We start from the raw sequence: 14,732 nt of genomic DNA on the forward strand, positions 1-14,732 counted from the left end.
GATACTAAGCGGTTTCCGAACGTACGACGCTTGGTGCTCCTTCGATCAAATTCGCATCAAATTCCAAATGCGTTCCGTCTATTTCTGCTTGAAGCCGTTGAGCGCGTGCCATCAGGCCATAGGCGCGCTGTTGCTCTTGGCTGAGTTTGCTATCGATCTGGGTGGTGTCCAGCTCCATCAGCAATGCGCCTTTATCCACTAGCTGCCCCTCGCGCACTTGAAGCGTGCGAAGAACACCCGGCTCGGTTGCGTCGATCACCTGGATGTCCCCCGAGGGTACGATGCGCCCGTCCACACGGGTGACATCGTCAAGTTCGGTGAGATAGGCCCACAATCCGGCAGAGATCAGGCAGGACAAGATCACAAACAACAGCAACGACCCCCGAATTGGAGAGCGCTCTTGCATTTCTCGCGCCAATACGGCCAGTTCAGGATGCAGCGACATTCAGATGCCTCCCGGTTCGGCGAACATGTTGGGTTAGCAGGCTTTTTGGCCCGTCGGCGGCGATCTTCCCGTTTTCAAGTATGATCACCCGATCAACCAACTCCAGCAGGCTGGTTCTGTGGGTTACGATGACCATAGTGGTATCTGACGCGGCCTCTTTCAGGCGCTGAATCACCTGGGCTTCGGTTTTGACATCCATCGCGCTGGTTGGTTCATCCAGCAGAAGAACCGGAGGACGTCCGATAAGGGCTCGGGCCAGAGCAATAGCTTGCCGTTGCCCCCTGGAAAGCCCCTCGCCACGTTCTGCCAGTTGCAGATCGTATCCTCCCGGATGATTGGCGACGAAATCCTCCACACCTGCTATTCGGCCTGCCTCGATGAGGTCTTTGTCTTTTGGTCTAATCGCGCCGCTTGCAATATTGTCCCGAACCGACCCTGAAAACAGCCAGATGTCTTGCAACACTGACCCGATGTTGCGGCGCAGATCGCCTGGGTCGATTTGGCGAATGTCCAAACCATCCAGTGTAACAGACCCAACGCGCGGGGGGTAAAGCCCTAGCAACAAACGGGCTATCGTGCTTTTCCCACATCCGATTTGTCCTAGAATCGCCACCTTCTCACCCGGCTTGACCGTGAAAGAGATGCCCTGAAGTGTATCCTCCGTTTGATCGGGGTATGAGAAATGCACATTGTTCAATGCGATCGCTCCTGTGAAACCGGACCGGTTCACCCATATGCGACCTTCTGGGCGTTCGCTTTCCGCCATCATGAGCGAATTGAGATTTCGATAGGCGCTGCGGGCTTGGTTCAATCGGGTCAGTGTTTGCGCCAATTGACCCAGCGGGGCCAACGCGCGTCCCGTCAGCATAACGGATGCTACAAGTGCGCCCATGCTGGCCTGACCGTCTGTAATCAGAAAAACACCATAAAACACGATAAGCACCTGGGCGGCCTGTTGCGTGAACCCTGTCAGATTCCAGGCAAACTGAGTAACAGCCCGGCTTTGCGCTCCGTGCGCCGACTGACGTTCAATGGCCTGCTCCCATCTGGAGCGCATTTTTCGGCCTGCCGCCGTCGTTTTGATGGTTTCCAGACCAGACACAGCCTCAACCAGAACGGACTGTTTGGATCGCCCGTCAGCAAGGCTTTTTTCCGCCACCCGTGACAGTATCGGTTGCACCGCCAACCCTGTCAAAAGCACCACCGGTACAGCTAGGGCAGGAACAACTGCCAATGGCCCGCCGACCAAGTAAATCACAAAGATAAACAACCCGATAAAGGGCAGATCGACTACGGCGACAAGGGTCGCAGACGTGAAGAACTCGCGCAGTGTTTCAAACTCGCGAATGGTGCTTGTCATTGCTCCGGTAGAGCCTGTGCGCGATGTCATCTGAATGTTCAACAGTTGGTCAAAGATGCGCCGTCCTACAAGGAGATCAGCTTTTTGCCCGGCTCTGTCGATGAAACTTGCCCGGAGCAGTTTCAGCATAAAATCGAAAAGCAAAGCCAGGGCAACGCCTGCCGTTAACGCGATCAGCGACTCGGTCGCCTCGTTCGGAAGGACCCGGTCATAAACAACCATGATGAAAATAGACGTGGTGAGACCCAGCAATTTGGCCAGGGCGGCTGCCAAGGCCACCTGAATGTAAGCCCATCTGTTTGCTGTAAGAGCTGTTCGAAACCAATGGCCGTTTCGCGATCTCGTTGCTTCGACTACCTCATTACTGTAGTGCCGCCGAAACAGGATCGCGTACCCGGTGTAGGTTTTGATTAAGCTGTCTTCGGAAACTTCGCCAATCCCTTCACCTAAGTCAGGGTCAAAGACCAACATCGTGCCATTGCTTGTGCGGCCATGGTAAACGACCGCCCGATTTCCTTGCATGAGCAACACTGCGGGTGCGAGTTTTTCACCAAACTCCGCAAGGTGACGCTTACCATATCCCGCTTGCAGTCCTGAACTTTGCGCCACGGAGACAATATCGCGTATCGTCAAATCCCCATCCGATCCGGTTTGCGCCGCGTGTAGAGTGGCCAGAGTTATTGGCCGTTCAAGCGTGTCAGCGACATTCAGCAGGCAAGCTTCATAGGATGTTAGCTGTGGATCCATGCGCATAGTGTCGACCATTGTCATTCCAGACTGACCCAAGGCCCTAGCGAAATTCCAAGCAGATCAAGAATATCGCCGGTAAGACTTAGGGCTGCATAATTGGTGAGGAAAAAGCTCTGTTCTGCCAGAATGAGGCGTTCTTGCGCGTTCACATAGTCGCGTTGAGCGTCAAGGATTTCGATCAGGCAACGCCGCCCGATCGAGAACTGAGAGCGTGATGCTGTCACGTTTTCGGCATTGGCTGCAACTGCAGCCCGAGCTGCCTGCAGGCGCTCGGCACCTGCCTTTTGATCTGATCGAATAAAGCCCAGCTCCCGCGTGATTTCTCGAACCAATTGCGCGCGCGCGAATTCTCTTTCTTTTACTTGAGCTTCCGCCGCCGCAATCGCAGCGCGACGTTGACCGGTGCTGTCCAGTTCGTAGTTGATCGAAAGGTCGACCCCCAAATTTGCGTCGCGACTTGCATCTTGATTGGCAAAGGCAGCCACCCGAACATCCGGCCTGCGGCGGGCTTGCGCTGCCGACCATTCTGCCTTGGCGGCCAGTAGGCCAGCATCCGCCGTACGGATCTGAGGGCTGGCCAATACGATTTCACTGTCACTTCTTTCCAGAACGGGCGCTGGCACGGGTGGAGGCAAATCGCCGGGGGCGACCCCAAAAACCTCGCGAAAACGCGCCTCTGCCCGGTCGGTCCGTGCCCGGGCATCTGCAAATCTCGTACGCGCATCCGCCATGCGGGATTCAGCCGTGAGAACATCCGCATTTGAACCGGCCCCACTTGCCGCACGATCCGAAATTTGACGTACAAGTTCGACATGAACGGAGACATTTTCGGCCGAGATATCCAGGATTTTTCGTTGATCGAGAACCAGAACATATGTCTCGATCGCTGCCAGCGCAGTTGCTGACGCTGTTCGCAGTTGAGCGCCCCGGCTCTCAAGGACTCGTGCACGGGCAGCAGCCAAATCCCCTGCGGCGGCACCGCCGTCATACACCAGTTGTGACACCCTCAGATAAGGCGAGACATCTGCAATGTCAGAATTAATTCTCTCTGACCGAGCGTTTATTCCCAATGAAACCTGAGGCAGAAAAGCGCCTTCGGCCGCGTCTTGGTTGGCCGCTGCAATGTCCATTCTGGTGCTGCTTTGCGCCAGATTAGGGCTGGTTTCAACGGCTGTTCGAACTCTTTGCCCGAATGCGCTTTGACTGAGAGACTTAGAAGGTTTTGCTGCTCCCGCTCCGCTGGTTCCTACTGCAAATGACCGAGCTACCGGTGCTAAATCAGGCGATGCAGTGCACGCGGAAGTCAGAGTCAAAAGCAGTGTAAATGTCAGTTTTTTAGCCGAATTTTCAAAGAATGGCATATTCACCCCCGCGCCTGCCTTGACCTAAACGGTTTTCTTGTTCTTGCGCCGTGACGAGGGCGTCCAAAAATCCGGTAAGATCTGAGGTCGTCTTGTCTGTTGCCAAACCCTGGAAGCTATCAGAACGTTTCTGAGCTTGTGACAACCACGAGATATGTGTCAGTGAAATCTGATGCGCGTGTATCAGGCGTAGGGCTCCGTTTATGGCGAGCAAGGACATGTGCGCTGCAGGGACTCTTCTGAGCGCGCCCATATCGACACCAAAACAACCTTTCGGAAGCGCGGTGTTCTGGTATGAGTCCAGAGGTGAGAAAAGCTTCATCTCAGCAAGGATGTGACACAGATGAAACGTCTCCTGCATTGATTTGGTCAGAGCTTGAAAGAACGCCCTTACCTTTTTCAGCTCCGGGCCCAACTCCCCGGATTGGTCAAAGAAGACTTCGTCTTCTGGATTATCTGTCACAAGGCCGGAGCTCTCGTCGATCAGTAGTTCGGAGCAGGCGGCTAGGGAGTCGCCCAGAGATGTGAGCGACTGGCATTGGAACGGAAAGCAGCGAAGAGCGGATGGAACATAGGCGGCCTGCCATCGACCATGCACGGAAACAAAAGGTGTTGGGGCGCCTGATACCATGGAAAGGGTGGCGACGGGGTAGTAGCCACGATCTGACACGCGAAAAACGATGGGGAACGTAGCTGCTGTCTGCAGCAGTTCTGCGTTCACCACCGGGCAATCGGTCAATCCGCATACAAACTTAAAGGACGTGAAACGTCTCCAAAAACGGTTCCCATGCCGTGCACGGCTGACGGGAGTTAAGCCATTCTGTGCCAAACCTACCTCATGATGTTTGTATGTTTCCGCTGCGAGTTGCGTCGGGATTAGGCCGACGCACCAGTGGGGTCCGTGTGCAGAATATTGTCGGCATTCAAACCGCTGAGATCATCCAGTCCCTCAAAGGAAGCCACGGTTTGAATGTTGGCATCGTCAGGGGCTGCAAAATCAGCTTTAACCAGAACACTGTCTGTTCCGTCTGTGACCATGACGTAGAGCTCGTCTCCGGTAAGGGTTCCAGAAAGACTCTCGACAGCACCTTCAATTGTGCTTGCATTTAGGTCGGTCAAAACTGTGTCGATCCCGGCAAACCCGGTATTTGCACCGAGAACGTCACCGGTCGACAGCAACTCGAACCCTGTACCGTCGCCGCGAAGCGTGCTGACGTCCAAACCACCGAACATCAGTGCATCCGTCACGTCCGCAGCGGGACCAATCGTGAAGCCAGTAACGGTGTCTGTTCCGTTGTTGGCCGGATCTGCCTCGAACACAACGATGTCACGCCCAGAAGCTGAGGTATCGATCGCATCGTCACCATCACCTCCGCGAAGCAACGTGTCGGTTTTCGTTGCCGTCAGGCTGTCACCGTTATCGGTGCCAATTTGTATGGTTGAAGGACCGCCATCTGATGTTCTTATCGTTAGTTCAATGGGTTGATTTGGGTCCTGGACCGTCATTGTAAAGGTGACAAGTGGCTGAGACAGGTCGGTAAAGACCGTCGCTGCACCGGCAAAGTTAATGACGTCGCCCGCTCCGGGACTGGCCAGGAACAAATCGAATGCCCCGTTTTCTGAAGCTGACCCAGTGTCGAATGTGACAACTGAGGAGTCGAATTCCAGTTCGGCCGTAAGGGCCAGCCCACTTGAGATGTCACGATCCGCATCGGCATAGATCTCAAAAGTGACTGTCGAGCCATTGCGCGCAGCTTCGGTGATCAGGTACGCGGCCGGTTTATGCGCAACTGCCTGATCCGAAACCGGCAACGGGTTTGGCCCACCAGACACAGTCGCCTGTGCCGAGAACACAAGATCATCCCCCGCATTGACAGAGGAAAAATTTGATGAAGCGACAGCCAGAGACCAGGACCCGTTCGCGGCCACTGTGGTCGTTCCAACCGGGTTGCCATTGAGAGTGACACCTACTGTTTGCCCGTTCGACAGCCCCACAGAAGAACCACTGACGGTGAACCCGGACGTTTGAGCATCGCTCAAGGTGACAGCGCTGTTCACGCCGATGTCGTTCATGGTCAGAATGGGACGAAAATCGGTTGATACAGAAGTGCTCGCGGATGCTGAACTGTTTCCGGCAATGTCATCGACGGATGCTGATATGGTATAATTTGAACTGTCCGAAAGGGCGCTTAGATCGCCAGTAGGTACGTTGACTGCCCATGCTCCGCCCGAAACGGTTCCGGTATAGGTTTGCCCCCCAAATGTAACAGAGACCGTTTGACCGTTTTCGGCTGTTGTAGTGCCCGAGATCGCGAGATCGGCTGTTTGCTCTGTTACATCCAGGACTGGCCCAACTGGAAGGCTGTCGATTGTAATCGTGGGGGCCGTAAAGTCAGTGGTAAAACTGGTCGTGGCCTGATTGCTATTCCCAGTGACATCCGTGATCGATGCATTGATATCGTAGGTTTCGGCGTCTTGAAGAGACGAAAGTTGGCCACTTGTTGCCGTGTAGGTCCACACGCCACCAGTCACAGTTGCTGTACCGCTTACATCTACGGTTCCGTTACTACGAGCGAGGTCGATCGTTACAACGGTTCCGTCGGGCGCGTCCGAAGTTCCCGTTACTTTCAAGTCCGTGTTTTGTTCGGCCGCGTTCATGACGGTCCCGTCCGACACATTTGTGATTGCCAGTGTAGGTGGGGTGAAATTGGTGTCAAAGCTGTTGGTGGCCTGCGTGGCAGGGTTCCCAGCCACATCCGAAACATCGGCCGTTACGGTCACGGTAGTGGCGTCCGACACAGTTGAGAGGTCTGCGGCTGGGATTGTGACGGTCCAAGCGCCGGCAGATACGGTGCCGGTATACGACTGCCCGTTCATGTCGACAATTACGGTTTGGCCGTCTTCCGCAGTTGTCGAACCCGAGATATTCAGATCTGATACCTGCTCTGCCGCGTTCATGATGGCGCCGTCCGAAAAGCTGTCAATTGCGAGCGTCGGGGCTGTGACATCCGTTGACAACGTTACATCGGCCTGAGGGGCAGCCAGACCATTGGCGTCGCTGACATCGGCAGTGATCGTATAACTGCTGCTGTCGGACAAGGCTGCCAGATTGGCGGTGGGAATGGTGACGCTCCAAGCGCTGCCGGTCACTGTGCCTGTATATGTTTGACCGTCGAGGGTCACACTTACCTGCTGCCCGTCTTCGACATTCCCTGTCGCCCCGCTGACAGTCAAATCGGTTCCCGCCTCGGCGGCGTTCAGGACGGCACCAACTGAAAGGGGAGAGACAGAGATTGAAGGGCCTGTCAAATCCACTGGAACGGATAGGATAACCGGTGCGGCCGAGTTTCCTGCAGCGTCCTGTGTCGTTTTGGCCTGATCTCTCTTGCTCGATCTGCGTTGTTGAGGATCTATGTCGCTCGTTCTTTTATCTGAGTGGGTGATCGCCGCCTTTTGACCCAGCAAGCGCGGGTGGGAAGATATTTCCAACCGCGCTGAGGGGTCATGCTTTCAGTTTAGCAAAAGCAAAATGGAGGCTCAGGAACTATCACCGTTTGTACGAATTAGTCCAACAACTGTTTCAGATAAGGGCCATATGTGGACTTGGCGAAAAGTTGCGCCCGTTCTTCCAGTGCGGCATTGTCGATCCAGCCATTTGCCCACGCGATTTCGTCGAGGCTGCCAGTCTGCATTCCCTGACGGTCTTCGAGGGTCCGTACAAAGTTGCCTGCATCCAGCAAGGACCCGTGCGTGCCGGTATCCAGCCAGGCAAAGCCGCGCCCCATGGTTTGGACCTCCAGCAAGCCTTCGCGCAGGTACATTTCCAACAACGAGGTGATTTCCAGTTCGCCGCGCGCTGATGGCTGAACCTCATGCGCTCGGGCCGGGGCGTCGCCATCCAGAAAATATAGCCCGGTCACTGCATAGTTCGATGGTGGAACCTCAGGCTTTTCGATAATCGCCCGGGCTTTGTTTCCTTCAAAATCCACCACGCCATAACGTTGAGGGTCGGCAACGCGATAAGCGAAAACGGTCCCGCCGCGCTGTTGTTGGTCCGCTTCAACAAGTAGTTCCGGCAGACCATGTCCAAAGAAAATATTGTCGCCCAATATCAGCGCCGAAGGGGCACCGGCCAGAAAATCCTCTGCCAGTGTATAAGCCTGTGCCAGACCGTCAGGAGAGGGCTGCACGATCCACGTGAGAGACAGCCCATACTGACTGCCATCACCCAGCATACGTTGAAATTGCTCCTGATCCTGGGGGGTGGTGATGATTGCAATCTCACGGATTTTTGCAAGCATCAGAACGCTCAGGGGGTAAAAGATCATAGGCTTGTTATAGATTGGCAATAATTGCTTCGAGACTGCCATTGTGATCGGATAAAGTCGGGTGCCGGATCCTCCTGCAAGAATAATGCCTTTGCGTTGCATACCTTGTCCTTTCACGGTTCAGCCTGTTGCAGAGTTCAACTCGCGCAAGACGTTGTTCAGGCCAGCTTTCCAGTCTGGTCTGCTGAGTCCAAAAACGGTGTTCAAACGATCACAGTTCAAACGTGAATTCAGCGGTCTGGGGGCCGGGGTAGGGTAGTCTGTCGTCGGGATATCTTCGATCTGAACTGCCAAACCAGACTGCGCAATGATTTCGCGGGCGAAATCTGCCCAACTTACATCAGGTGCGCCAGAATAATGAAACAAGCCGTATTCGTCATTTGGCCCAGCTTTGGCCATAAGAAGAAGGGTGTCGGCTATATCGGCCGCGGGTGTCGGCCCACCGATCTGATCGGCTACAATTGTCAGTCTGTCCCGTGTTTCAGCCAGCCTGAGGATGGTTTTTACAAAGTTCTTTCCATGGGCAGAGAACACCCAACTGGTGCGCAGAACTGCGTGCCACCCTCCGGCTTGTGCAACTTGGTGTTCGCCATCCAGCTTGGTTCTACCATAAACCCCCAATGGAGCTGTTGAGTCTTCGGTTTCCCATGGTGTCATGCCTGACCCGTTAAAAACATAGTCCGTCGAGACATGCAGGAAGGGCAGGCCGCGTTCAGCGGCTGCGCGTGCCATCGCGCCGGGCGACTCCGCGTTAACCGTTTGGGCCAGTTCGGGCTCATCTTCCGCCTTGTCGACCGCTGTATAAGCAGCGGCATTGATGATTACATCAGCGTCCGTGCGCCGAATGGCCTCAGCGCATTGAGCAGGATCGGACAGGTCTGCCATCGCGCGATCCAGTGTCTGGAGCGTGATATCATGGTTCTGCGCGCGGCGACGCAACTCGGTCGCCACCTGACCGCTGTAACCAAAAACCAGCGCCTTCATTGGGCCGTCCCCAGACGCTTGCCAACACCGTTGCGCGCTTGCAGGGCGTTCAGCCAGTTTGTGTTGTCCAGGTACCATTGCACGGTTTGCTCCAGCCCGGTTTCAGGCGTGTGCGACGGACGCCAGTTCAGTTCCTCACGGATGCGGGTCGGGTCGATGGCATAGCGGCGATCATGGCCTGGGCGATCCGTTACAAACGTGATCAGATCATTATAGGGTGCTGTTCCCGGCTTCAGTCGATCCAGAATTGTGCACAACATTCTGACGAGGTCGAGATTGGCCATCTCATTCTCGCCACCGATATTGTAACTGCGACCAAGCTCTCCTTTTTCCAGCACCAGCAATAGCGCTTCGGCATGATCTTCGACATGCAGCCAGTCGCGAATATTGTCTCCTTTCCCGTAAACCGGGATCGGCTTCCCGGCCAACGCATTCAGGATGACGACGGGTATCAGCTTTTCCGGGAACTGGTAGGGGCCGTAATTGTTCGAGCAATTTGTCAAAACCACAGGCAGACCATAGGTTTCCCGCCATGCACGCACAAGGTGATCTGATCCTGCTTTTGAGGCGGAATAGGGCGAATTGGGCTGATAAGGGCTATCTTCGGTGAAATACCCGGTTTCCCCTAGCGACCCAAAAACTTCGTCTGTCGATATGTGATGAAACCTAAAACCCTCGGGGCGGCCCGCACCCACCCAATAGGCGCGCGCGGCTTCCAGAAGAACGTATGTGCCTGTCAGGTTTGTATCGATAAAGGCCGCGGGTCCATCGATTGAACGGTCCACATGGCTTTCAGCTGCCAAGTGCATGATCGCGTCAGGTTGATGCTTGTCCAAAACTCCCGACATCGCCGAGGCATTCCGGATATCCGCATGCTCAAAAACGTATGTCGGTGACTCAGCCACCGACGCAACATTGTCCAGACAGGCAGCATAGGTCAGCGCATCGACGTTGACGATAGAATGCCCGTCGGAAATAGCGCGCCGAATAACAGCAGACCCAATAAATCCGGCCCCTCCCGTAACCAGAATCTTCATTGCGCAGCCTCAAATACAAAAGGGGTTTCAATGTCGCAAAGACGTGGCGCGACCTTGTCTTTATCGGACAACTGGGGCGCTGAATTGCTGCTTGGCCAGTCTATTCCGATATCAGGATCGTCCCAAAGGACTGCCCCTTCCGTTTCAGGCGCATAGGTGTCTGAACACTTGTAGACGATCTCGGTGCCCGGCTCCAATGTCACGAAACCATGCGCAAAACCTGCAGGAACCAACAGCATCCGCCCATTTTCAAAGCTCAATTCTTCTCCGACCCACTTGCCAAAAGTCGGGGAGCCCTTGCGAATGTCCACAGCAACATCAAACAGCCTGCCACGTCCGCAGCGCACCAGTTTCGTCTGCGCACGGGGAGGGGCCTGGTAATGCAGGCCGCGAACTGTGTTCATTGCGCCGGAGAGCGAATGATTGTCCTGAACAAACTGCGTGTCTATGCCTACAGCAGCAAAACTGTCGGCATTATAGGTTTCTTCGAAAAACCCGCGATGATCACCAAAACGCCTCGGGGTAATTAACTTCACTTCCGGAATGGAAAGCGCAACTATTTCCATTGAACCTAAATCTACTCTTTAAGCTATCCTGTTGTCTAAGAAAGCTATGTCACATGTAGGCTGATTTCGCCACAGCCCATGTATGAAAACGGGCAAGGTATGGCTGTAGCGTGACGGTCTCAAGTATTTTTGCAACCCGTTTATGAAGGGGCAGATGTTGCTCCGGAACAATTCGGCTGCCTCTATAATGGCGAATAACACTAAATGCGGAGAGCCCAACCGATGCCGACAATCTAAACCCTGCGGATCAAATTTGCGGCTTCGGTCTCAAGCAATGGTGAGACCGCTGACCGGTATCGGGTTCAGAGTTCTTGCGAAATTCCTGTTCTTTGACAGCCTAGGTTTCTGAATGCGCTGGAGCCGGGTGATAGCGCCCCAGCTTCCAGCAGAAAAAACAGATCACAGCAGGAAGCCGTCCTCCTCCAAAAGAATGGCAAGAGTGGGGTCCAGATCCTCCTTACCTTCATTGATGGAAAGATTGAACCACGCGATTTCGCTGAGATTTTCGTCAAAAGAAATACCCAGTTCCTGGGTATCCAGATACTCGTCAAACGTGGCGTTGCTTTCCGGGGCCGATACTGATGTCAGATCTGGCACAAATTGCAGTTCATCAGCCGCCTCATCCCAGTCCGACAAATTCAGATCCTGCTCAGCAACAGCCAGTTTCGACTCTGGCGTTGAGGACGCGGCCTGCTTTGGCAATTGGTGCCCAATAGCACCACTGCCATCGATATCCGCCCCATAGAAAGCTTCTACATCCACCACATTGGGGACGAGGTTGCTGCTGATGTACTTGCCGGATCCATCAGTGACCCATTCACCACAAGATCCGTCAGTGTTTTGCCAGAGGATACGATATCCGCCACCTGATGCCTCGGCGTGGATCGCTTGCCAGACAGGGGACCAATTTGGTCCGACGTCTACTCCGCCACGTGTCAAATCAATGCTACCATCGATCACATAAACACCACGGGTCGAGGATTCTAGCGTTATGGAGCCGTCGGATTCGATCGCGGTGGTCTTGTGGCCGATTGTGCCATCATTGTTCATGTCTGCGTTATAAACCGTCTCAACGTCCACCACATTGGGGACGAGGTTGCTGCTGATGTACTTGCCGGATCCATCAGTGACCCATTCACCATAAGATCCGTCGGTGTTTTGCCAGAGGATACGATATCCGCCACCTGATGCCTCGGCGTGGATCGCTTGCCAGACAGGGGACCAATTTGGACCGGCGTTTACTCCGCCACGTGTCAAATCAATGCTGCCATCGATCACATAAACACCACGGGTCGAGGATTCTAGCGTTATGGAGCCGTCGGATTCGATCGCGGTGGTCTTGTGGCCGATTGTGCCGTCGTTGTTCAGGTCCGCGTTATAAACCGTCTCAACGTCCACCACATTGGGGACGAGGTTGCTGCTGATGTACTTGCCGGATCCATCAGTGACCCATTCACCATAAGATCCGTCGGTGTTTTTCCAAAGGACACGGTATCCATCAGTCACCGCCTCGGCGTGGATCGCTTGCCAGACAGGGGACCAATTTGGACCGGCGTTTACTTCGCCACGTGTCAAATCAATGCTGCCATCGATCACATAGACACCACGGGTCGAGGATTCTAGCGTTATGGAGCCGTCGGATTCGATCGCGGTGGTCTTGTGGCCGATTGTGCCATCATTGTTCAGGTCTGCGTTATAAACCGTCTCAACGTCCACCACATTGAGGACGAGGTTGCTGCTGATGTACTTGCCGGATCCATCAGTGACCCATTCACCATAAGATCCGTCGGTGTTTTTCCAAAGGATACGATATCCGCCACCTGATGCCTCGGCGTGGATCGCTTGCCAGACAGGGGACCAATTTGGTCCGACGTCTACTCCGCCACGTGTGAGTTGGATATTGCCATTGATTTGATATCCGTTTTGCGTGGAGTAAATGAGCGACGTGGATCCATCGGTTTCGATCGTATTAGTGGCGTGACCGATAACCCCGTCATTGTTCAGGTCCGCATTATAAACCGTCTCAACATCCACCACATTGGGAACGAGGTTGCTGCTGATGAACTGGCCAGAGGCGTCCGTCACCCATTCAGCGTAAGATCCGTCAGTATTTAGCCACAGCACCCTGTAGCCGCTGCCAGTGGTTTCAGCCTGAACGGCCTGCCAGACGGGGTTTGAATTTTCACCAATAACCTGACCGTTTTTTATCAAAGCGAGGTTTGAGCTACCAGCATCCAGAACGTAAATGCCTTGTTTTCCATGTTTGAGCGTCGTGCCCTGATTTTCGATATCTACAAGCTGCATTGCGGCCTGGATATTCGTTTCAGTGTATCGCTGCATCCCGTCTGAAAACTGAATCAACTCCACGTCATTTGCAATTGTGAATGTAACTCGAGATCTAACATCGAGAAACTCGTATGACGCTCCGTTGTCGATGAACAAATAGTTGCTGGCGGCGCTGACAAACCTGACAGTGTCCGTTCCGGTTCCGCCGGAAAACGACCCTCCGTTTCGGTTCACAATCGCAATGTCATTGCCTTGGTCTCCAAAGACCTGGTCAATTCCAGAACCATATGCCACGTGGATCGTGTCGTTGCCATATCCGCCGTGGATCGTGTTGCCGTTGGTTCCGTCAGAAATAGAGTGTATTCTGTCGTTCCCGTTGTTTCCGCGCAAAGTATTCTGGGCGGTGTTCCCCACGATAATATCGTTACCCGAACCGCCAGAAGCATTTTCAATGATAACGCCATGCGCGATTGTGAAACCGCCCATGATGCCTGTCGCACGCGATACGATGCCGCCGCCAGATGCGCTATAATCCAGCGTCGCGGGTCTTAAGTCTATATAGGCGTTGGAGCTGCCAACGTGCTGAATGGTATCGTTACCGCCTGCGTCCCAAATCGCCATGTAGCCTGTTCCCGCTACGTTGGCCGACGGCAACGTGTAGACATCGTTGCCAGTCTTATAAGACATGTTCGCGCCGTACATTGCCTGTAAGGCTGCGATATCAAGCGCACCTAACCCGGTGGAGCCGCCATAAGTGGCGTCAACAGATAGGCCTCCGTTTCGAGAGGTCCACCCGTCATTGTAAGACATCACGGTATACACGCCCTGATTGAGGTTGCCGACCCCAAATGAGTTGAAGGCCGAAGTCACACCGCTCATCACGGTTGTTCCCAAGCTGGTATCGTGTGGGTGACCAAGGCCTAATGCGTGGCCCAACTCATGGATTAGCGTGGTAAAGAAAAACCCGCCCGGATCGCCATTGCCGCCAAGACCTGCGGTAGCAGACCAATAGGCAGTATTGAAAGCGCCTTCGGACGACCAATTCGAAGGTGTATAGTGATAGCCGAGGGTATTTGGGCTGGAAAACAGAGAGTTGGGGCCACTAGTGTAGGGGCCAATAACCTCTATGAGGTCAGGGTTGATCGCGTTGGATTCGACGAAATCTATGTTGGCTACCGCTTCAATCGCAGCCAGAGCCTTGCGAAACTCAGCTTTGTATGCCGAGGTCCAAGCCTGTGATCCGTTTTTGGTTCCGAACTTATAGGTGATAACGGTCACAGTTGATGGATCACCGTCCCCATACGCGATGCCACCTTGAATCGCGCTGGTGGGAGAGCTTGAGGGGGGGGTTGGTATCCAGGTCACGCTAGCCATATTACTGCCTTGAAATTAGTCGATTCTTTTCGCGCTATAGTTGCTTTCTCAAGATGTTCTTATTGTGGCAAGCCCAAAGAAAGCTCATGAAAACCAACACTCTACGAAACAGTTACAAATACGATCTTTCTCAATTGAGCTGGTGTTGCAGGAACACAATCGGCACGAAAGAACAGTCCATGTCAACCAGCCAAGGACATTGTTTTGCGAGACGCCTGTTTCACGCAATTGTGAACTCGGC

General features: G+C 54.1%; 10 protein-coding genes. All 10 read right to left on the reverse strand.

Annotated features, from left to right (window positions below; translation table 11 throughout):
• Positions 1 to 4: 4 nt before the first annotated feature.
• The 10 genes from AC2FLD_RS13810 to AC2FLD_RS13855 all read right to left on the reverse strand — a co-directional run bounded on the left by AC2FLD_RS13810 (position 5) and on the right by AC2FLD_RS13855 (position 14,491).
• Complete coding sequence (locus AC2FLD_RS13810) at positions 5 to 445, reverse strand: hypothetical protein (protein ID WP_496674105.1); 441 nt, start codon at positions 443 to 445, stop codon at positions 5 to 7.
• Positions 429 to 2,576, reverse strand: coding sequence for a type I secretion system permease/ATPase (locus tag AC2FLD_RS13815; protein ID WP_496726656.1), 2,148 nt, complete (start codon positions 2,574 to 2,576; stop codon positions 429 to 431). The genes AC2FLD_RS13810 and AC2FLD_RS13815 overlap by 17 nt, the downstream gene beginning before the upstream one ends.
• Positions 2,573 to 3,916 carry a TolC family protein gene (locus AC2FLD_RS13820; protein WP_496674099.1) on the reverse strand — a complete coding sequence of 448 codons (1,344 nt, stop codon included), beginning with the start codon at positions 3,914 to 3,916 and terminating at the stop codon, positions 2,573 to 2,575. The genes AC2FLD_RS13815 and AC2FLD_RS13820 overlap by 4 nt, the downstream gene beginning before the upstream one ends.
• The gene (locus AC2FLD_RS13825) at positions 3,903 to 4,745 is read right to left on the reverse strand and encodes a SapC family protein (RefSeq protein ID WP_496674096.1); all 843 of its coding nucleotides are present in this window, start codon (positions 4,743 to 4,745) and stop codon (positions 3,903 to 3,905) included. Before AC2FLD_RS13825 ends, AC2FLD_RS13820 begins: the two co-directional genes overlap by 14 nt.
• Positions 4,746 to 4,792: 47 nt before the next feature.
• Positions 4,793 to 7,231 carry an Ig-like domain-containing protein gene (locus AC2FLD_RS13830; RefSeq protein WP_496674093.1) on the reverse strand — a complete coding sequence of 813 codons (2,439 nt, stop codon included), beginning with the start codon at positions 7,229 to 7,231 and terminating at the stop codon, positions 4,793 to 4,795.
• A 248-nt stretch (positions 7,232 to 7,479) separates the two neighbouring features.
• Entirely contained in the window at positions 7,480 to 8,346 is an 867-nt protein-coding gene (gene rfbA, locus AC2FLD_RS13835) for a glucose-1-phosphate thymidylyltransferase RfbA (protein ID WP_496674091.1), read from the reverse strand.
• An 18-nt stretch (positions 8,347 to 8,364) separates the two neighbouring features.
• Entirely contained in the window at positions 8,365 to 9,228 is an 864-nt protein-coding gene (gene rfbD, locus AC2FLD_RS13840) for a dTDP-4-dehydrorhamnose reductase (RefSeq protein WP_496674088.1), read from the reverse strand.
• Positions 9,225 to 10,265 carry a dTDP-glucose 4,6-dehydratase gene (rfbB, locus tag AC2FLD_RS13845; RefSeq protein ID WP_496674086.1) on the reverse strand — a complete coding sequence of 347 codons (1,041 nt, stop codon included), beginning with the start codon at positions 10,263 to 10,265 and terminating at the stop codon, positions 9,225 to 9,227. Before rfbB ends, rfbD begins: the two co-directional genes overlap by 4 nt.
• Positions 10,262 to 10,831 carry a dTDP-4-dehydrorhamnose 3,5-epimerase gene (gene rfbC, locus AC2FLD_RS13850; protein ID WP_496674083.1) on the reverse strand — a complete coding sequence of 190 codons (570 nt, stop codon included), beginning with the start codon at positions 10,829 to 10,831 and terminating at the stop codon, positions 10,262 to 10,264. Before rfbC ends, rfbB begins: the two co-directional genes overlap by 4 nt.
• A 399-nt stretch (positions 10,832 to 11,230) precedes the next feature.
• Positions 11,231 to 14,491, reverse strand: coding sequence for a M10 family metallopeptidase C-terminal domain-containing protein (locus tag AC2FLD_RS13855; RefSeq protein ID WP_496674080.1), 3,261 nt, complete (start codon positions 14,489 to 14,491; stop codon positions 11,231 to 11,233).
• Positions 14,492 to 14,732: the final 241 nt, after the last annotated feature.

Source organism: Ruegeria sp. CDSA021 (genome assembly GCF_059612325.1).